The organism is Pedobacter sp. UYP24 (genome assembly GCF_054057295.1).
On sequence record NZ_JBSRZD010000009.1, the window covers coordinates 104,513 to 124,141 of the forward strand.

Below are 19,629 nucleotides of genomic sequence, written 5' to 3' on the forward strand. Positions count from 1 at the left end.
TATTACCTAAATGAAATATCTAATTATTATAGTGCTGTTTTTCACATTTCCTTTAACCTCTTCTGCACAACGCGGAGGTGATAGATTCAAGGAAATAGAAGCTTATAAAGTAAGTTATTTAACCCAAAAACTAGACTTATCGCCAGATGAGGCTAAAATCTTTTGGCCTATTTACAACTCATGGCAAAGTGATCAATCAGAACTTCGTAAAGAACGTATGCAAAAGATGATTAGTTTCCGTAAGATTGATGAAATAGAACAACTTTCTGATAGTGAAGTACAAACTCTTATTGTTAATGATTTCAACATTAAACAAAGAGAACTCAATCTGGAGAAAAAATATTATAACCAACTAAAATCCAACCTTCCCATTAAAATTGTTGGTAAATTTTACAGAGCCCAGGAAGCCTTTAAAAAAGAGATATTATCTAAATACCGTTCTCAGGGACACCCTTAATTGAATATTTTGTAGTTTTGGCAATGCTTACACAACGCCAGCTATTTCTTCAGCATAATGCTCAGACTACTCTAGCTCCTCTCCTTCTGGAGTTTTCCAGAGCCAAAGGAATATATCTTTACGATACACAAGGAAGGCCCTACATGGACCTGATTGCAGGTATTGGAGTAAGTAACGTTGGCCATTGCCACCCTAACGTTGTTAAAGCAGTAAAAGACCAGGCGGAAAGCTATATGCACATTATGGTGTATGGCGAGTTTGTGCAGAGTCCGCAGGTTAATTTTGCTAAAGCACTTGCAGACCTGCTTCCTGATCCGTTAGATTGCACCTATTTTGTTAATTCTGGCACAGAGGCCGTTGAAGGCGCTATGAAACTTGCTAAAAGATATAAGGGACGCACTGAATTTATTGCTTGTAACAACTCTTACCATGGAAGTACACAAGGTGCATTGAGCCTGATGGGAAATGAAGAGTTTAAGCAAGCTTATCGACCATTACTTCCCAATGTAAAATTCATTGATTACAATAATATGGAAGACTTGGAGCGCATCACCTCTAAAACAGCTGCTGTATTTATTGAAACGATACAAGGTGAAGCTGGAATAAGGATTGCAGACAAAACCTATTTTAAAGCATTAAGGCAAAAGTGTACGAAAACAGGAACCTTGCTTATACTGGATGAGATTCAGTGTGGTTTTGGAAGAACAGGAAAAATGTTTGGATTTGAACATTTCGATATTATTCCAGACATCTTATTACTTGCCAAGGGGATCGGCGGCGGAATGCCAATAGGCGCTTTTGTTAGTTCAAGAGAAATTATGCTTTCGCTTGCTACCAATCCAATACTCGGACATATCACAACTTTTGGTGGGCATCCGGTAAGTTGCGCGGCAGGATTGGCTACACTAGAGGCTATTGTACGTGAAAACATGGTTGCTGAAGTGACCAGCAAAGGAGAATTGTTCAAAGAATTGCTGGTTCATCCTATGATTAAATCGGTAAGGGGAATTGGTCTAATGATCGCAATAGAATTTGAGAGTTTCGATCTCAACAAGAAAATTATTGATGCATGTATTGAAGATGGGGTAATCAGCGACTGGTTTTTGCATTGCAGTAACTCAATGCGTATAGCTCCTCCTTTAATAATTACTAAAGAAGAAATTACTAAAGCCTGTAAAATTATACTGAAAAACATCAGCTCATCTTCTGCCTCTTAATCAGATAGCCTTGTAATATTGGATAAAATCCTCCGGAAATATCAGCATCAATCATATCTATTTTGTATTGTGTGCATTTCATCTGGATGCTCTGCCTATACTCTTTAATTTTATAAAGATAGGCTTCCTTTACTTTAGAGGCATGTGCTTTAACTACATTTCCTGTCTCCATATCTACAAATTCATATGGCCTATTTTCAAAATTGAAGTCAACTTCTTTAGACTTATCAATAACATTGAAAATCACTACCTCGTGCTTGTTAAACTTTAAATGCTGCATGGCTGAAAAAAGTGCATCAGTACTTTTGTCGTCCTGAATGGTGTTTAGGAGATCACTAAAAATAACCACCATAGATCTTTTGTGTACTAAATCGGCTATTTGATGCAGTGCTTGCTCCAAGTTAGTTTTAACATTTAACTGTGTTGTATTTAAAAGCGTCTCCAAATGGGTAAACAAATACTTTTGATGTGTAGTTGTAGATTTAGCAGGCGTATTTAATAATAGATGGTCTGAAAACAGGCTCAGTCCAAAAGCATCTCGCTGTCTGCGTAATAAAAAGATGAGCGCCGCTGTAGCTTCTACTGAGAATTTTAACTTGTTGTAGGACTGCTGAGGAAAATACATAGATGAAGAAACATCTATAACAAATTGGCAACGCAGATTGGTTTCCTCTTCATAGCGCTTGATAAACATTTTATCTGTTCTCGCAAAAAGCTTCCAATCTATATTTTTAATATTATCACCTGCATTGTATAATCTATGCTCCGCGAATTCCACTGAGAATCCATGAAAAGGGCTTTTATGGAGACCGGTAATAAAGCCTTCAACAACCTGACTGGCTAGCAATTCCAGATTAGATCCAAAAGGAATATCCTGCTTATCGATGGGTGACTCCATAGGGTAAATATAAAAAAAGCGTCCATTATTAATGAACGCTTTCTAAAAGTATATATACTTATTTCTTACAACTGTTTGTCTAATTTACCTGCCAACACAGATTTCGGAACAGCACCAACTTGCTTATCTACAACTTCTCCATTTTTGAAGTATAATAAAGCAGGAATGTTACGAATACCGAATTGAGTAGATATCTGAGGATTATTGTCGACATTAACTTTACCTACAATTGCCTTTCCTTCATATTCTTTTGAGATCTCATCTACTACAGGTCCTACCATACGACATGGTCCACACCATTCTGCCCAAAAATCAACCAAAACGGGTTTATCTGATTTTAATACAAGTTCCTCGAAATTTGCATCTGTTATTTCCAAAGCCATAATTCTTATTTTTATTTATACAAATATATAATCAATTGTAATGCCATTCAAATATGCTCATGCCAAAATGACATTAGTTCAACGTTGGGTTAACATCCAGGGCCATCAATTGTTCCAGCAAATAGTTATTGGGGTTAATTTTAATTGTTTTGGAGGGCATTTTGATTCTAACATTCTGTTCCCGGTCTGATACCTCAAACAGCAATTGGCAACGTTGGTGTTCTGAATTTTCCTTATTGTGTTCCAATAAGACATGAATTTGCCCCATTAAATCGTCTGTAATTTTCTCCAGAGGAATTTGCAAAGTAATAGACTTAGCCAGCTTATCTCTAACTTCAGACAACAGATCGATAGAACTAATCTTAAACTCCCAGTCTCCTTCCTTTCTAAAACGTTCTGCAACTCTTCCGTTAATACGCAAGAAATAACCGTCCGTAAGAAACTGTTTGAATTTAATAAAATCATCTCCAAACAATGCCAGTTCGCAGGTATCTTCATAATCCTCGAAAACAATTGTTGCAAAAGGTTTCCCAGTTTTTGTCATACGTTGTGATGCTAAAACTACCAAACCTCCAACCACTAATTCTCGGTTCTTAATACTTTCAAAATCTGCAAGAACCTCCTCATTGGTATCTCCTAATCTAATTTTATTAACAAGAGATAGATGTTTTACCGTATGCATACAGAACCTGTCCAGTTCAAGCTTATAATTATCTAGTGGGTGGCCACTCAAAAAGATACCAATTGCATCCTTTTCAAATTTAAGCCGGTCTAATAATGTCCATTCAGGTGCTACAGGCAATGTTGGCTCCGATATAAGATCTGCTACAGAACCACCAAACAAAGACGATTGTGAAGATGATTCATTGTTTTGAAAATCATTGGCATATTTTATCAGTTTCTCTATGCCATTCATTTTATCATTTTGTCCGATAAAAAAGTATTGTGCCCTGTGGTTACCAAATCCATCAAACGCTCCGCTATATACGAAACTCTCGTAGGCTTTTTTATTTACAGTACGCGTATTTGATCTTTTTGCGAAATCATATACACCCTTATACAATCCATTCTCCAAGCGGTCTAAAATGATACTCTCAACAGCTTTATCACCAACCCCCTTAATACCTGACAGCCCAAATCTAACCTGATTCTTCACATTTATAGAAAACTTTATGTCAGATTCGTTAACATCCGGACCTAAAACCTGAACGCCCATTTGTTTACATTCTTCCATGAAGAAAGCAACTTGTTTAATATCGCTCATATTGTTAGACAATACCGCAGCCATATATTCGGCAGGATAATGTGCCTTTAAATAGGCAGTTTGATAAGCAATCCATGCATAGCAAGTGGAATGGGACTTGTTAAACGCATAAGAGGCAAAAGCCTCCCAGTCTTTCCATATCTTCTCCAAAATAACAGGATCATGACCTTTTTCTGCTGCCTTGTCGATGAATTTCGGTTTCATCTTATCAAGCACTTCCTTTTGCTTTTTACCCATCGCTTTACGCAGAACATCTGCCTCACCTTTAGTAAAACCCGCTAACTTTTGCGACAAAAGCATCACCTGTTCCTGGTAAACTGTAATTCCATAAGTTTCCTTCAGGTATTCCTCGCAGGCATCCAAATCATACTTGATTTCCTCTTCTCCGTTCTTTCGTTTGACAAAGCTGGGAATATACTCCAGAGGGCCCGGGCGGTAAAGCGCATTCATCGCAATCAAATCGCCAAAAACGGTAGGCTTAAGCTCCTTCATATACTTCTGCATTCCATTACTTTCATATTGGAAAATACCGATAGTTTCACCTCTTTGGAAAAGCTCGTAAGTCTTTACATCATCTATAGGAAAGTTATCAGGATCAAGCTCCAGGTTGTGAACCTGCTTTACCAACTTAACAGTATCCTTGATAAGGGTTAAGGTTTTTAGACCTAAAAAGTCCATTTTAAGCAACCCCGCACTTTCTACTACTGAGTTATCAAACTGAGTAACATACAAATCAGAATCCTTTGCCGTAGCAACGGGCACAAAATTGGTAATATCATCTGGAGTAATAATTACCCCGCAAGCATGGATACCTGTATTTCTCAAAGATCCCTCTAATATCTGAGCCTGTAATATGGTTTCTGCACTGAGATTCTTGCTGGCGGCCATAGCCTTTAGTTCCAGCACCTTCTCGTATTCATCCGCCCTAAGTGCCCCCTTTAATACCTTTTCATCCAGGGTGAAAATCTTGGCAAGCTTCATATTAGGAATAAGCTTCGCAATTTTGTCTGCCTCAAACAAAGGCAGATCCAAAACTCTTGCCGTATCTCTTATCGAAGATTTGGCAGCCATTGTACCATAGGTAATGATTTGTGCTACCTGATTTGACCCATATTTTTTAATTACGTAATCCATTACGCGTCCACGACCTTCATCGTCAAAATCAATATCAATATCAGGCATTGAAACACGATCCGGATTAAGAAAGCGCTCAAAAAGCAGGTCGTACTTTATTGGATCTATATTGGTAATCCATAAGCAATAGGCTACCACAGAACCCGCAGCAGAACCACGACCGGGCCCAACTGAAACATCCAGCTGCCTGGCCATTGCAATAAAATCTTGCACAATAAGAAAATACCCCGGGTATCCCGTTTTTTCAATAGTTTGAAGTTCAAAATCCAAACGTTCGGTAATTTCCGGTGTTAACTCGCCATAGCGTTTGCCCGCACCAACAAAAGTTAAGTGTCTCAGGTATTTATTTTCACCCCTCTTTCCTCCATCTTGCGCATCTTCCAACACAACAAATTCTTGTGGTATATCAAATTTAGGCAATAGCACTTCTCTGGCTAGTTTGTATATCTCAATCTTGTCTACTATCGATTGAATATTAGTAATAGCCTCTGGTAGATCTGCGAAAAGTGCCTTCATCTCATCGGCCGACTTAAAATAATATTCTTGATTCGGCAATCCGTAGCGGTATCCGCGACCTCTACCTATTTGAGTAGCCTGCTTTTCGCCATCTTTGACACACAATAAGATGTCATGGGCATTTGCATCTTTTTTGTTGATGTAATAGGTATTATTCGTAGCAACGATGCTCACGTTGTGCTTCCTTGCAAGAGAAATCAAGGTTACGTTTACGATATTTTCATCATCCTGACTATGGCGCATGACTTCCATATAAAAATCATCACCAAATTGCTCCTTCCACCATAACAAAGCTTCTTCAGCCTGACGTTCACCAATATTGAGGATCTTACTAGAGATCTCTCCATACAGATTTCCTGAAAGAACAATAATATCTTCCTTATATTTTTCTATTACTGCCCTGTCTATTCTAGGTACATAATAGAAGCCTTTTGTGTAAGCAATTGACGACATCTTTGCCAGGTTATGATAACCCTTTTTATTTTTTGCAAGCAATACTACCTGATACCCGTCGTCTTTTCTCTTTTTATCTTCATGGTTGTCGCATACAAAAAATTCACACCCAACTATTGGCTTGATCATAACTTCTGTTGCCAGATCCCCATTTTCAATTGCTGCAGCATTTTTTGTTTCGACAGCCTTATTGTGGTTGAGTACCTGAGTTACAAAGTGAAATGCACCCATCATGTTGGCATGATCAGTCATCGCAACTGCGGGCATTTTATGCGTTGCGGTAGTCTTAACCAAATCAGCTATACTAATGGTTGACTGTAATACTGAAAACTGGGTATGGTTGTGCAAATGTACAAATGCGGCATCCTTTAAACTTTCGATGCTACTGGCCAGGTCTTTTTTACCAAGTCCGGCTCCATCCTTTCGTTGAAGTCTTTTACGAATATCTTCTGAGGCAGACTTTAGATTAATATGTTTCAATCCAACCTTACCTATCGCACCAGGGTTTCTCTGTTTATAAAGTGTTAGGTAATCTGGCGCACATTGCAACTGATCTTCTTTGAACACATCAATTTTAAGCAACTGCAGGAAACATCTGGTTGTAGCCTCCACATCTGCAGTGGCATTGTGCGCTTCAGAGAAAGGTTCTCCAAAAAGATACTGATGAAGTTCTGTTAAATTAGGCAACTTATACCTCCCATTTCTTCCACCAGGTAACCGCATCAATTCTGCTGTAACTTCAGTACAGGTATCAAGTACTGGCATCTGTAAAAGGATATTATCCATACCAAGGCGATGGAATTCACAGCCCATAATGTTAACATCAAAGCCAACATTCTGACCAACCAGAAATTTTGATTTAGATAAGGCAACAACAAATTTCTCTAAAACTTCTGATAGCACAATACCTTGCTCGGTGGCCAGTTCAGTTGATATACCATGAATTCGCTCCGCATCATATGGGATATTAAACCCTTCCGGTTTAACCAGATAATCTTGATTTTCTATCAGATTACCGAATTCATCATGAAGCTGCCAGGCAATTTGAATACAGCGCGGCCAGTTTTCTGTATCGGTAAGTGGGGCATTCCAATTACGAGGCAAACCAGTAGTTTCAGTATCAAAAATCAAGTACATAGGAATATATTAAATTGACCGCTTCGGTGATCAAATGATTCATCAAAAATACGGAAATTTAATAAGTGGTTTGAGGAATGATTTTGATTTTTACCTAAATATTAGGATATCGCCATAGTTTTTATTGTAACAGACTTATGCTCTTGAGAAACCAATTTAGAAGTATCATAACCTTTTTTATGACACCTATTAATGATCTGAGAAAGGAGTTCTTCAGGTAACGTTGGTATGCGTGACATGATGAACAAAAATTTATGTTTTGGATGCCCCACTACTACATAGGAATAGTCGTCTGCTAACTCGATTACCCAATAATCAACCTTAAAAGGCCATACAAATTGAGCCTTCAGCACGGCATTCCCGGTTCCGCGCACAACAAATAGTTTCGATCTGATGTATTTTTGCTTCTCATCTGCAACCAACTTATAAGTTGTAAATACAGCATAATATCCATCAGGGTGGATCACATAAGTTTCCGTAGTTTCTCTCCATTGTTTATCCATAATGGTGGGAATTGAATATAACGAATACCACTTTCCTGCATAAGAAACGATATCTACTTTCTGTACTGGCTTGTTATCCATATTCCCCCCTTAGCTAAATTGCACTAAATGTAAATTCTTTATCATAAAACCATTAATCCAACATAAAGTTTTTAAAACCATATCAATAACGAAGCATATTTTCTAACTTCGGAAATAACGATTTGTTGGCACGTTTATGCTGACAACCTAAAGACCTTTAAATTAAACAAATATGAAAATTACCGTAGTTGGCGCGGGAGCTGTAGGAGCAACCTGTGCAGACAACATCGCCAGAAAAGAATTAGCTGAAGAACTTATATTATTAGATATCAAAGACGGTTTTGCCGAAGGTAAAGCCATTGATATGATGCAGACTTCTGCCTTGCTCGGTTTTGATACCAAGATTAAAGGAGTGACCAACGATTATGCAAGTACTGCAGACTCTGAAGTTGTTGTGATTACCTCGGGCTTACCACGCAAACCAGGCATGACAAGGGAAGAGCTGATCGGCATAAATGCAGGTATCGTTAAAGGTGTAACTGAAAATATCCTTAAATATTCGCCAAATACAATCATCATCGTTGTATCAAATCCTATGGATACAATGAACTACCTAACCTTCAAATCATCCGGATTACCAAAAAACCGCATCATTGGAATGGGTGGCGCATTAGATTCTGCAAGGTTTAAATTTTACCTGAGTCAGGAACTTGGCTGCTCTCCATCAGACTTAAACGCGGTAGTAATAGGTGGCCATGGTGATACCACAATGATACCACTTATCAATCACGCTACCTGGAATAGCATCCCTGTAACACAGTTATTAACTAAAGAACAACAAGATAAAATTGTTGCAGATACTATGGTAGGTGGTGCAACTTTAACTAAACTGATTGGAACTTCTGCATGGTATGCTCCGGGAGCCGGCACAGCTGCTATGGTAGAAAGTATTGTACGTGATGAAAAGAAATTTATATCATCTGGCGTTTACCTGGAAGGCGAATACGGACAAGATGACATCTCTTTAGTGGTACCTGTAATTCTTGGAAAGAACGGTGTTGAGCAAATTCTTGATTTTAAACTGACTACTGATGAGCAAGCCCAGTTTAACAAAAGTGCAGATGCTGTACGTACCATGAATAATGTACTTCAGGACATGAAACTTATATAATTAGTATGATTTGATGAGAACAATTACTGTTCCCCTAACACTAATAAATTTACAAGACGACGGTTTCCACCTTTTGGTGGAAATTGTTGTTTTTGGAGAAAAATTATTTGCAGTTGTTGATACCGGTGCATCAAGATCGGTATTTGACAAGTCTTTCATCAAGAAACATGTGTTGCTTAGCGATACACAAGAAACTCATGCAACAACATTGTTTTCAACCACCAGTACCTTACAGGCAATAATACCCGAACTAAAGATCGGAAAGCTTAAAGTAAGAAATTACCACACGGTTGCACTAGATCTGGAAGGTGTAAACCAGACTTATGAAAGCATGGGACATCCAACAATTTGCGGAATTATCGGCAGTGATATCATGATCCAGCACCTGGCTAAAATAAACTTTAAAAACTTAAAGCTTTACTTTTATACCGATTAAACTTTAGGCTCCCATCCCTTTTCATACGACCTGCTCCAGAGTTTTTGTGCATCCTTATCATTGATGATATGACCATTTGTAGCATCAATTTTTAAATCTCTTCCTACACGTAGCGAAATATTCCCGAGCTGCATCGCAACTACACTCTTATGCCCGATCTCTACATCGCAGTTTGGCTTCCTATTGTTCCTTATTGCATCAAGAAAATCCATGACGTGGTAATTGTCCAATCCAACACTTGGACTGGAAGTATTACGACCATCAATCGCATCTTCTTTCATGAGTGATTTTACCTCACTGATAAGCTTACCATCTAAATCGTAAATTTTATAGCTATCGCCACCAGTATCCAGGCTACCCTTATCCCCATAAAAGATAATTCCCCTATCCAGTTGCTCCACTTTTCTGGCATTTGCACTACGGCCTTCCCAAACTAAAGTAGCCCCACCTGGATATTCAATAGTTGTTAATTGAGTATCTGGGGTTTCCCAATCGTCTTTATAACTATACCTTCCACCAATCGAACTTACTCTGGTTGGAAAATCCACACCTAATCCCCAACGGGCTACATCCACTTCGTGGGTGCCATTGTTAAGCGCTTCACCAGTACCCCAGTGCCAAAACCAATGCCAATTATAATGTATCAATCCATCCTTATAAGGCATTCTTGGCGCAGGTCCTTGCCATAGTTCATAATCAAGCCATGATGGTACCTCGGCAGGTTTTAAAAAATTAGCCTTCCTGGCGTTGGTGTACCAGGTTTTTGCCATGTACACTTTACCAATTATTCCTTCGTGAAGTTGTTTAATACCTTGAGCCAGTACAGGAGCTGAGCGGCGCTGCGCGCCCATTTGCACTACAACCTTATGCTTTCTTGCTGCTGCAATTGCCATCTCCCCTTCATTCGGATTATGACTTAGCGGTTTTTCAACGTATACATGTTTACCTGCCGCACAACCCAGAATGGTTAATGGCGAATGCCAATGATCTGGCGTGGCAATATAAATGGCATCTGTATCCTTGTCTGCCAGTACTTTTCTAAAATCTTTTTCAGATATAGGAGCCTTTTCCTGTTTGGCATCCATTACTGTTTTTATAGCCTTAGGAATTGCACGCGAATCCACATCGCAGATGTAAGAAATATCAGTATTTTTCTGACCTGCAAAAACACCTGCCATGCCATTACCGCGACCGTTTACACCTATTACTCCTACCCTGATGGTATCATTGGCGCCAATAATCCGTTTATAACTACTTGCGTTGAAGCCAAAGGCACCACCGCCAAATATTTTTGTTCCAACAGTAAGTGCTGCCGTTGCAATACCCGCCTTTTTTATAAAATCACGTCGCTTTTCCATAAGACCTAAAGTTTTTTAATTTTTATATTTCTGAAGGAAACAACTCCCCCATGCTCTTGCAAAAGGATTTTACCTTTATCTATGCTTCCGAAAGCCGGAGTAGTTTTACTGAATTTGCTTAACGCTACAGCGTCTGCAAATTCTTTACTATCTCTGGTAAATTCCAGAATCTTATAGTCGTTTAACCAGTGTTCTACATGTTTACCGTTAGCAACAATTCGGATAGAATTCCATTGTCCGGCAGGATATAATTTTTTTACCCGTTTGGAAGGCTCAAGTATGTCATATAAAGAACCCGTCAAATGATTGGCTTTCTGATTATCCTCTGCCAGCATATCATCCAGAATTTGGTATTCCATACCCAGGTTCCCTCCCGTTTGGTATTTGCTATAAAAATATTTTAAGCCGCTGTTAGAGGTCAGCTCTACCTTATAATCCAGTATAAGTTCAAAATTACTATATTCAGCGATAGTTACAATATCGCCACCCTTTCCATCGGCTACGGCCTTCAAGGTTTTATCCACTATCTGCCAACCTGACGGCACTTCTGCACCTGACGTGGTAGTCCAGCCCTTGGTAGACTCGCTATCAAACAGCAATATCCACCCCTTTTTGCGTTCTGATTTCGTTAATACATTAGCTTTCTGGGCATAGGCAGATGAAGATACTGCTACCCAAAAAAGCAAAAGAATAAAAGCTCGTTTCATTTCAAATTAATTTGTGCTTGTTAAGTTAGCAATAACATTTTGATTTACAAGAGTGGTCTAACCTCTATGCTACCTTTACCTCTATAAATAATTATTATGGAGACAAAAAACAAAGCAGTGATCAGAGTAATTGCAACAACTTATCGGCAGTTAGTTCCTTATAATCGCTAATATAAAGGTCGCAAGGCGGAAGTTCCTCCATTGTATGAGAGGTAAGTACCCCAACTACTTTCATTCCAGCGTTTAACGCGGCAGAAACACCGGAAAAAGAATCTTCAAAAACTATACAATGCTGTGGCGTAACGCCAAGATTTGAAGCAGATTTAAGGTAGACTTCTGGATCTGGTTTATGTTTTTTCACATCTTCACTGGCAAGCATAGAACCAAGAAAATCTTGAATATGCACCTTGCTTAAAATTAGTTCAAGATTAGCAAAAGGCGCAGAGGTAGCAACACCTAGTTTAGCTCCATGATCCTTTAAATCAAGGAAGAATTTCAGAAACCCTGCCACAGGATCTACATGCGGTTCATAAATTTTTCTGAAAAGGCTTTCCTTCTCCTCTTCAAGTTGTAAAAGTTCCTGACCAGTTATTGGTCTTTTCAAAAAGTGACTTAAGATATAGCCGTTGCTTTTACCAAACATGTGTTGTGCAAACTCTTCATCTGTTGGAGACAAATTTCGTGTCGAAAAGAATTCCCTAAAGGCAAGGGAATGGTAAGGGTTAGTGTGGCATATTACGCCATCCATATCAAAAATTACAGCAATATCTTTAATCATACCCCAAAGATAACATCATTTTTTATCCTACCATGTCTTATCATTCTCCCATGCAAATGGCAGGTTTCTCCCACTAAAAGATTCTTTTGTGGGAGAATTGTGGGACAAAGATGGCATCAGGGGCGAAGCAGTAGGAGCCTTCATTACAGCAAGCCTATATTACGATACGCTGGCCCACATATTTTATAGAATGGGACTGTATGATGAAGCGCTATTGAATCAAAATAAATCTATTAGTCTAATTGAAGATCAAAAACTGCCTAAAATTTTATTAATAAATGCCAGGGCAGAGGCCAAAAAAATGAAAGCGAGAACTTTGTAGTATCTCAGATATAGACATAACATGCTATTTTTATTAATTTAGCCTTTATTAAATACACCACATGTCTTTAAAAGATCAATTTCCGATACTCGATACTTGCACTTACTTAAATACTGCCAGCTCTGGTTTAATTTCAAAACAACAGGTGCAGTGGCGCACAAACCACGACTTAGAATTCTTTACTAAAGGCAGTGGTTTTAGAATTAAACAAGCAGAATTTTTGCAAGAGGTAAAAGTTAACATTGCTCGTTTCTTTGGTGCCAAGGTGCAGAATACCTTCCTTGTACCCAACTTTTCTTTTGGCTTTAACACTTTTTTAGAGGGATTGCCATCGGGGCAACGTTTCTTGCTTCTTCAAGAAGATTATCCATCTGTAAATTATGCCATCGAAATTAGAGGGCACAGCTGCCAATATGTTGAAATGGGCGAAAACCTTGAGGAAAGGCTGATTCAAAGTATTAAAGAATCAAAACCTACCGTATTTGCATTTAGTTTGGTGCAGTATATTAGTGGCATAAAGCTTAGTCTTAATTTCATCAAGGAGCTTAAACAGCTTTTCCCTGATTTACTTATTGTTGCTGATGGCACGCAATTTTGCGGTACTGAAGCATTTGATTTTGAAACTTCCGGACTAGATGTAATTATGGGCAGCGGTTATAAATGGTTGCTTTCTGGTTATGGGAACGGCTTTGCCTTATTAAAAGATGAGGTGGCTGACTACCTATTTAAGGACGCCAAAATTCGCCCTGCACCTAAAGAAGCCATGTTATCTGGAAAAAGTACTTTGGCTATACACTTTGAACCTGGCCATTTAGATACGCTGGCATTCGGCACAATGGACCAGTCGCTCAACTATTTAACCAGTATTGGAATAGACACTATCCAAGACCAAATATCTAAACTGGCCAACAGGGCTAAGCAAGAATTTACAGACAGGAACTTATTAACCAATATTGTAGTAAACAGGGAACTGCATTCCTCTCTATTCAACTTGCAATTAGACAAACAGTGTTATGAAAAGCTCCTTGCAAAAAAAATTATCTGTTTACAACGTGGGCCTGGTGTTCGTATTGCCTTTCATTTTTACAATACAGAAGCAGATTTACTTAGACTTCTATCTGTTATAGATCAAAGTATATAAAATTGTACTGGCAGCATTATTTTGCAGGTTTACAGGAAAATTATTCCTTACAAATCAACCTTTATATTGCTTATACCAAATGCAGGTATATTTATTACCAGGTTTGTTTTACCCTCTTTCGCTTTTTTAATAGCTAGCTCCCTAATGATTTTACCGTTTAGCTCAATCAGCCTAACTGCTTTTGCACTCAAGTTAACGGCAACATTGGCATTAACTGTTGCAGCAGATGGATTAAACAGACGAAAAAGCACTGCTGCATCTTCCAGTTGAACAGATGATACTTCTATATTGGGGTTAGATAAGGTAATTAACGAGGTAGAGATAGAAGATTGTTCAGAATCTTCACTTAAACGTACTTGAAGTGGCTCATTAAATGCTAAACTTTTTGTCCAAATATTTGCTTTATCCCAATTGCCTGGATGTGGTACTAATGCATAGTGATACTCAGAAGGACCTGATATTGAATAATTTCTTCCCCATAAACCCATCCCAGAATATTGAAGCGTAAGGCCAAGAAGCCCATACTCATCATGCTGATAACTCGTGGTGTGATCGGTAAACAGCGCCATACCTATTTGGCCATCTTTATCGTCTATATCCACCCAGTTCACAATGATATTGTTCTTTATACTATCCCATCTACTAAAGAAGGTATCGCTCAATTTACTCTTCAACACGTCAAACGCTGCATTTTTATAAACCTCCTGTTTGGCTACAGCAATTGGAAATAAAGCCGATAACTTAAACCTATCATTGTAAAAGGCCTTCTTTAACTGCTCTTGTTTCCAGCCTTTATGTTGAAAATAGTCTTCGCCAATGCCCGGGTTACCCTTCCAGTGTATTTTGGTATCAAGGTCTATCCTGTCCTCTCCTTGTGTTAAGGTTAGGTATTGCGTGAAGGGGTGAATGGAAATTAAGCCTTCTATTTTAAGCTTTACACGTAGTGGGCCTAGTTCCACCACCGTGATCTTTGCTTCTCTATCTGCACTGGAATGAAAAGCACTATCACTATAAAAATATCCCTTCATTTCATTGAAGAGCACTTTGGATGATGGGTCTACAAACTCTTTATTGTTTACCATTTTGGCGACTAGGCTTTTTATCGTCCCTCCTTTTTTGCCATCAACTATAATTTTATAGCGATCTGTTTGAAGGATATAAGTTTTGTCAATTTTAGTTACCGTTATTCCCAGGGCTGGTTTTAATGAGCCAGAGGTTTTCTTAATATGATAAGTCGCCGAGGCCATTGCAGGTACATCCGCTTTAAATAACAATAAGGCTCTACCGGAAGAATCAGTTGCCTGTTGAGCTGCGACTGATTTTCCATTTTGATCAAAAACGGAAAAAATTACGCTTTTATCAAGACTTATGGGAACTGATACTACTTCTGAACGGTGATGTCCTAATGTGTTATAAACCACAATATGAGTAGAAAGGGTTGCCTTTTGCTTTGGGGAGGGCATGATAGTTTGAAGCACACTGTCTCCCGTCCGATTCGCATTATCCGTCCACAATTTTACTTGATCGGCCCAATTGAGTTGCTTTGATTTATCTACTATATTATAAGGTACTATCCATGAATCATGGTGCTGAGCAATCAGCAAATTTTCCCAGGATGTTTTGAACAAATCTTTATGGAAAGGTATTTTGTGATTTATGGCATGGATAGCGTATAACTTTTCTGCCATGATCACTTTATTTTCTGCTATGCGTGTATGCTGAGCAAGGCGCTGTAAGATCTGCGCGCCCCATACCAGGCTAACCTGCACGTTTTCCTGCGTGAAATTCCAAGTTTTAGCATTCGTCTTGTCGGCAGTATTTGTTATATAATCCTTCCAAAGCTTATATTCAAATTGTTTAGGCTGACCAAGCCATGGTCCATTTTTCCAACCGGCATCCTGTATAGCCATTCCAATTGGGTTTGCTATACCTTGTGCCCTCGCACCGCTCAGGTATTCTGGCGCATTATTCCAGGCGATGGTTTGCCAGGTTGAATTGCTTTTGAGCCCTTCAGATTGGTAGCGTGGTACGGTTAACAAACTGGAACCATCTGGCCCTGTCCAGTTTACCAGTTCGCCGCCATACGCTGTGGTATAACCGCCCCAACAAGTATTTGGGTTTTTTAACGAAGCATATTGATAACCAAATGAGCGCAAAATTTGTGGGAGTGCGCTGGTAAAGCAGGGCTCTTCAGAAGAATAGGTAGTAAATTTAGCTTCAGGGAAATGTTCTTTAATTTTTTTTATCCCAATCTCAAATTGTCTAATTACAGATTCACCCTGTATGTTGAACAAATAGCTTTGTCCGTAAGAAGGGTTAACAAATTCAATTCTTCCATTATCAGATTGATTGGCAGCGTATTTTTTTATTCTCTCATATCCGCTGGCGTCATTTCTTTTAACAACATCCCAGGTAATTGGTTCAATTTCCAGGTTAAGTTTCCAAAAGGGATTTTTATCCATTTGATCTGCTATGAAAGTTGTATAACCGGTAGGATAATGGCCAAGGATGCCACCGTGATAGCCATCAATAAAATAGGTATTTTGGGCAATCAGCTGATGGGGAAGAGCCGTTTGAAGACAAAATAGTGATAGGATTGCGAAGTAAAATTTATTCATCTGGTTATAGTAATTAGGCTGGTACAGCCGCAACTAATTTACCTTTCTTTAAGATATTGCCGAAATTAATCTGAAAATTAGAACGAGATGAAGAAAACATAGCAAAAAGGATAAATAACACAAACAGCAAATCTCTATTACTAACAAAAATATTATCTTGCAGGCCATTTATAAATTACCATGGCAAAATCTGGCAAGGCAGCCCTCAGTTTTATCTTTATTACACTGCTTCTTGATGTAATTGGTATCGGTATTATCATTCCTATTTTCCCAAAACTTATTGAGCAATTAATTGGTGGCAATATTAGTCAGGCTTCCAAATGGAGTGGGTGGTTAACGTTTGCCTATGCAATTATGCAGTTTATTTGCGCACCCATTATCGGCAACCTAAGCGATAAATATGGACGCCGGCCTGTGCTGTTGCTTTCTCTTTTTGGCTTTGGTATTGATTATATTTTCCTGGCGCTTTCTCCAACCATCTGGTGGTTGTTCGTTGGGCGGATCATTGCGGGTGTATTTGGCGCGAGCTTTACCACAGCAACAGCATACATTGCAGATATAAGTACGAGTGAAAACAGGGCACAAAATTTCGGGATGATTGGAGCTGCCTTTGGATTAGGCTTTGTAATTGGCCCTGCAATTGGCGGTCTGCTTGGCGAAATGGGCCCTAGAATTCCATTTATAGCTGCTGCTATTCTCACGCTTATCAACGTAATTTATGGTTATTTCGTATTACCAGAATCTCTTGATAAAGAACACAGGCGCCCGTTTGAGTGGAAAAGAGCCAACCCGTTGGGCTCTTTATTACAGCTTAAAAAATATAAAGGTTTAGGAGGTTTGGTCGTGGCTCTTGTATTTGTATACATTGCCAGTCACGCGGTACAAAGTACCTGGACGTTTGTTAATATGGAGAAATTTAAATGGAGCCCTTTTACCGTTGGTATGTCATTAACCGTTGTAGGTTTACTTGTAGCTATCGTTCAAGGTGGCCTAATCAGATTTATCAACCCCAAATTGGGTAATGAAAAAAGTATTTACATTGGTTTGGGAATGTATGCGCTTGGCTTATTGTTATTCGCATTCGCTACCCAAAGCTGGATGATGTTTGCCTTTCTGGTTCCTTACTGCCTTGGCGGTATTGCTGGCCCTGCTTTACAATCCATTATGTCAAGCAATGTTCCTCAAAATGAGCAGGGTGAATTACAAGGAGCGCTAACAAGTCTCATGAGTGCAACATCCATCATCGGGCCATTACTTATGACTCATCTGTTTGCTTGGTTTACAAGACCTGGGGCACCAATAAAATTTGCAGGAGCACCTTTCCTTGCGGGCGCTGTATTTATGTTGATCAGTGCCGTAATTGCAGCAAGTACAATGAAAAAAGATACTTTCGTTACTCGCGGCGAGCAGCCTCAAGCCAAATAAAGAATTATTAGTCTATTTCAGCGTTGATGGCCAGCCAAAGCATATCCTTCAATTCAACCAATCCTTTCTCTGCTACAGAAGAGATAAATATAAAAGGAATATTTTTAGGAAGTTCTTTCTTCATTTCAGTCGTCAGTTCCTCGTCCAACATATCAGATTTCGTAATTGCCAATACATGGGGCTTTTGCATCAATTCAGGATTATAATCTTCCAGCTCTGATTTTAATATGGCATATTCTTCCTTAATGGTTCGGCCAGTATCAGCAGGCACCATAAATAGCAATACAGAATTACGTTCAATATGACGTAGAAAACGATAGCCTAATCCTTTTCCTTTAGAAGCACCTTCTATTATGCCGGGAATATCTGCCATAACGAATGATTTGCTATCGCGATAGGAAACAATGCCCAAATTAGGAACTAAGGTAGTAAAAGGGTAATCTGCAATCTCTGGCTTAGCTGCCGATACTACCGACAATAATGTAGATTTTCCTGCATTAGGAAAACCAACTAAACCAACATCTGCCAATACTTTTAATTCAAGTACCATCCACTCCTCTTTGCCTGCCTCACCAGGCTGAGCAAAACGAGGGGTTTGTAAAGTAGGGGTTTTAAAGTGCCAGTTTCCTAGTCCACCTCTTCCTCCTGACGTTAATATTTTAGTTTCACCATCTTTAGTGATCTCAAACAACACTTCACCGGTTTCGGCATCTTTAGCTATGGTTCCTAAAGGAACATCAAGAATTTCATCCTTACCAGATTTACCGGTAGATGTTCCGCTTGACCCAGGTAAACCGTCTGGAGCAATAATATGCTTGCGGTATTTAAGGTGTAACAAAGTCCAGAATTGAGTGTTACCTCTTAAAATAACATGGCCACCTCTGCCGCCATCGCCACCATCGGGACCACCCGTAGAGGTAAGTATATCTCGGTGTAAATGGGCAGAACCTGCACCACCTTTACCTGATCGGCAACAAATCTTAACGTAATCTACAAAATTGGATCCTTGCGACATGCTTTATTTTTGGTATTGATCTACTTGTGCACAAAGCGCATTAAAGATATCATCAATTTTTCCGATACCGTTTACCTTATTCAGTTTGCCTTGCGCCTCGTAATACGGCAATACATGTATAGTTTTATCAAAATACTCTTCAATACGTTTTTTTAGCTTATCCGCCTGATCATCAACACGACCTGTTTCCAATTGGCGCTGTGCAATGCGTTTAGTCAATTCTTCCTGATCAACATCTAAAGCAATCACTCCTGCAATAGCACTTCCTTTGCTTACCAGAAAATCATCAAGCGCTTTTGCTTGTGGTACCGTACGCGGAAAACCATCAAAAATAAATCCATTAGCCTGTGGATTCTTATCGGCTTCTTCTTCCAGCATCGCAATCGTAATCTCATCCGGAACAAGTTCTCCTTCTGCAATTAGTGCGCTTACTCTCTGACCTAAAGACGTTTGATTTTTAATATGGGCTCTGAAAAGATCTCCTGTTGAAATGTGTATCAACTGGTACTTACTAATCAGCTTCTCTGATTGGGTGCCTTTGCCTGCACCTGGTGGGCCGAAGAGAACAAGATTTAGCATTTGTGGTGTGTTTTATGTACAAAATCCTCCTGTAATAACAGAAGGCCTGCAAATATATGAATATTTCGGTAAATGCTCATTTCTATTGAACAGGAA

Annotated in this window: 17 protein-coding genes; 7 read left to right on the plus strand and 10 right to left on the minus strand. The window is 39.0% G+C overall.

From position 1 onward, the window contains the following. The first annotated feature begins 10 nt into the window (after positions 1-10). Together ACVWYN_RS15175 and ACVWYN_RS15180 are read left to right on the plus strand one after the other, a co-directional pair. A complete protein-coding gene (locus ACVWYN_RS15175; protein ID WP_457289724.1) occupies positions 11-457 on the plus strand; it encodes a hypothetical protein in 447 nt (148 codons plus the stop codon). A 23-nt stretch (positions 458-480) separates the two neighbouring features. After that, on the plus strand, positions 481-1,674 hold the full coding sequence (locus ACVWYN_RS15180; protein WP_457289725.1) for an aspartate aminotransferase family protein: 1,194 nt from the start codon (positions 481-483) through the stop codon (positions 1,672-1,674). On the opposite strand, the gene ACVWYN_RS15185 is transcribed toward ACVWYN_RS15180, so the two are convergent. The 4 genes from ACVWYN_RS15185 to ACVWYN_RS15200 form a co-directional block, all read right to left on the minus strand. After that, positions 1,652-2,572, minus strand: a complete 921-nt coding sequence (locus tag ACVWYN_RS15185; RefSeq protein WP_457289726.1) for a DUF58 domain-containing protein — start codon at positions 2,570-2,572, stop codon at positions 1,652-1,654. The genes ACVWYN_RS15180 and ACVWYN_RS15185 overlap by 23 nt on opposite strands. A 65-nt stretch (positions 2,573-2,637) precedes the next feature. Next, positions 2,638-2,955 (minus strand): thioredoxin, encoded by a 318-nt coding sequence (trxA, locus tag ACVWYN_RS15190; RefSeq protein WP_457289727.1) that lies wholly within the window; start codon positions 2,953-2,955, stop codon positions 2,638-2,640. 73 nt (positions 2,956-3,028) lie between these two features. Further along, positions 3,029-7,459, minus strand: a complete 4,431-nt coding sequence (dnaE, locus tag ACVWYN_RS15195; protein ID WP_457289728.1) for a DNA polymerase III subunit alpha — start codon at positions 7,457-7,459, stop codon at positions 3,029-3,031. A gap of 101 nt (positions 7,460-7,560) precedes the next feature. After that, positions 7,561-8,043, minus strand: coding sequence for a lipocalin family protein (locus ACVWYN_RS15200; protein ID WP_457289729.1), 483 nt, complete (start codon positions 8,041-8,043; stop codon positions 7,561-7,563). A gap of 172 nt (positions 8,044-8,215) precedes the next feature. Here ACVWYN_RS15200 and mdh point away from each other — a divergent pair, with 172 nt between their 5' ends. Then, positions 8,216-9,154 (plus strand): malate dehydrogenase, encoded by a 939-nt coding sequence (mdh, locus tag ACVWYN_RS15205; RefSeq protein WP_457289730.1) that lies wholly within the window; start codon positions 8,216-8,218, stop codon positions 9,152-9,154. 13 nt (positions 9,155-9,167) lie between these two features. After that, positions 9,168-9,590, plus strand: coding sequence for an aspartyl protease family protein (locus tag ACVWYN_RS15210; RefSeq protein ID WP_457289731.1), 423 nt, complete (start codon positions 9,168-9,170; stop codon positions 9,588-9,590). Here the strand turns inward: ACVWYN_RS15210 and ACVWYN_RS15215 are convergent. The 3 genes from ACVWYN_RS15215 to ACVWYN_RS15225 all read right to left on the minus strand — a co-directional run bounded on the left by ACVWYN_RS15215 (position 9,587) and on the right by ACVWYN_RS15225 (position 12,433). Then, positions 9,587-10,948, minus strand: a complete 1,362-nt coding sequence (locus ACVWYN_RS15215) for a Gfo/Idh/MocA family protein (RefSeq protein ID WP_457289732.1) — start codon at positions 10,946-10,948, stop codon at positions 9,587-9,589. The two genes, ACVWYN_RS15210 and ACVWYN_RS15215, sit on opposite strands and share 4 nt — an antisense overlap. A gap of 5 nt (positions 10,949-10,953) precedes the next feature. Next, positions 10,954-11,655 (minus strand): 3-keto-disaccharide hydrolase, encoded by a 702-nt coding sequence (locus tag ACVWYN_RS15220; RefSeq protein ID WP_457289733.1) that lies wholly within the window; start codon positions 11,653-11,655, stop codon positions 10,954-10,956. A gap of 121 nt (positions 11,656-11,776) precedes the next feature. Further along, entirely contained in the window at positions 11,777-12,433 is a 657-nt protein-coding gene (locus ACVWYN_RS15225; protein WP_457289734.1) for an HAD family hydrolase, read from the minus strand. Between the two features lie 88 nt (positions 12,434-12,521). Between ACVWYN_RS15225 and ACVWYN_RS15230 the strand changes: the two genes are divergently transcribed. Then, the gene (locus ACVWYN_RS15230) at positions 12,522-12,755 is read left to right on the plus strand and encodes a hypothetical protein (RefSeq protein WP_457289735.1); all 234 of its coding nucleotides are present in this window, start codon (positions 12,522-12,524) and stop codon (positions 12,753-12,755) included. A 61-nt stretch (positions 12,756-12,816) separates the two neighbouring features. After that, on the plus strand, positions 12,817-13,896 hold the full coding sequence (locus ACVWYN_RS15235; RefSeq protein WP_457289736.1) for an aminotransferase class V-fold PLP-dependent enzyme: 1,080 nt from the start codon (positions 12,817-12,819) through the stop codon (positions 13,894-13,896). Between the two features lie 47 nt (positions 13,897-13,943). On the opposite strand, the gene ACVWYN_RS15240 is transcribed toward ACVWYN_RS15235, so the two are convergent. Next, positions 13,944-16,514, minus strand: coding sequence for a glycoside hydrolase family 38 C-terminal domain-containing protein (locus ACVWYN_RS15240; RefSeq protein ID WP_457289737.1), 2,571 nt, complete (start codon positions 16,512-16,514; stop codon positions 13,944-13,946). Positions 16,515-16,694: 180 nt separating this feature from the next. On the opposite strand from ACVWYN_RS15240, the gene ACVWYN_RS15245 reads away from it, so the two are divergent. After that, the gene (locus ACVWYN_RS15245) at positions 16,695-17,939 is read left to right on the plus strand and encodes a TCR/Tet family MFS transporter (RefSeq protein WP_457289738.1); all 1,245 of its coding nucleotides are present in this window, start codon (positions 16,695-16,697) and stop codon (positions 17,937-17,939) included. 7 nt (positions 17,940-17,946) lie between these two features. Here ACVWYN_RS15245 and obgE read toward each other — a convergent pair whose 3' ends face one another. After that, positions 17,947-18,954, minus strand: coding sequence for a GTPase ObgE (obgE, locus tag ACVWYN_RS15250; protein ID WP_457289739.1), 1,008 nt, complete (start codon positions 18,952-18,954; stop codon positions 17,947-17,949). Between the two features lie 3 nt (positions 18,955-18,957). Continuing rightward, on the minus strand, positions 18,958-19,533 hold the full coding sequence (locus ACVWYN_RS15255) for an adenylate kinase (protein ID WP_457289740.1): 576 nt from the start codon (positions 19,531-19,533) through the stop codon (positions 18,958-18,960). Positions 19,534-19,629 lie beyond the last annotated feature (96 nt).

Bases quoted from the DNA above. Each gene is read 5' to 3' on its own strand.
- ACVWYN_RS15200 (WP_457289729.1), bottom strand. From the start codon at position 8,043: ATGGATAACAAGCCAGTACAGAAAGTAGATATCGTTTCTTATGCAGGA.
- dnaE (WP_457289728.1), bottom strand. From the start codon at position 7,459: ATGTACTTGATTTTTGATACTGAAACTACTGGTTTGCCTCGTAATTGG.
- ACVWYN_RS15235 (WP_457289736.1), top strand. From the start codon at position 12,817: ATGTCTTTAAAAGATCAATTTCCGATACTCGATACTTGCACTTACTTA.
- ACVWYN_RS15210 (WP_457289731.1), top strand. From the start codon at position 9,168: ATGAGAACAATTACTGTTCCCCTAACACTAATAAATTTACAAGACGAC.
- trxA (WP_457289727.1), bottom strand. From the start codon at position 2,955: ATGGCTTTGGAAATAACAGATGCAAATTTCGAGGAACTTGTATTAAAA.
- obgE (WP_457289739.1), bottom strand. From the start codon at position 18,954: ATGTCGCAAGGATCCAATTTTGTAGATTACGTTAAGATTTGTTGCCGA.
- ACVWYN_RS15255 (WP_457289740.1), bottom strand. From the start codon at position 19,533: ATGCTAAATCTTGTTCTCTTCGGCCCACCAGGTGCAGGCAAAGGCACC.
- ACVWYN_RS15220 (WP_457289733.1), bottom strand. From the start codon at position 11,655: ATGAAACGAGCTTTTATTCTTTTGCTTTTTTGGGTAGCAGTATCTTCA.
- ACVWYN_RS15225 (WP_457289734.1), bottom strand. From the start codon at position 12,433: ATGATTAAAGATATTGCTGTAATTTTTGATATGGATGGCGTAATATGC.
- mdh (WP_457289730.1), top strand. From the start codon at position 8,216: ATGAAAATTACCGTAGTTGGCGCGGGAGCTGTAGGAGCAACCTGTGCA.
- ACVWYN_RS15185 (WP_457289726.1), bottom strand. From the start codon at position 2,572: ATGGAGTCACCCATCGATAAGCAGGATATTCCTTTTGGATCTAATCTG.
- ACVWYN_RS15215 (WP_457289732.1), bottom strand. From the start codon at position 10,948: ATGGAAAAGCGACGTGATTTTATAAAAAAGGCGGGTATTGCAACGGCA.
- ACVWYN_RS15245 (WP_457289738.1), top strand. From the start codon at position 16,695: ATGGCAAAATCTGGCAAGGCAGCCCTCAGTTTTATCTTTATTACACTG.
- ACVWYN_RS15175 (WP_457289724.1), top strand. From the start codon at position 11: ATGAAATATCTAATTATTATAGTGCTGTTTTTCACATTTCCTTTAACC.
- ACVWYN_RS15180 (WP_457289725.1), top strand. From the start codon at position 481: ATGCTTACACAACGCCAGCTATTTCTTCAGCATAATGCTCAGACTACT.
- ACVWYN_RS15240 (WP_457289737.1), bottom strand. From the start codon at position 16,514: ATGAATAAATTTTACTTCGCAATCCTATCACTATTTTGTCTTCAAACG.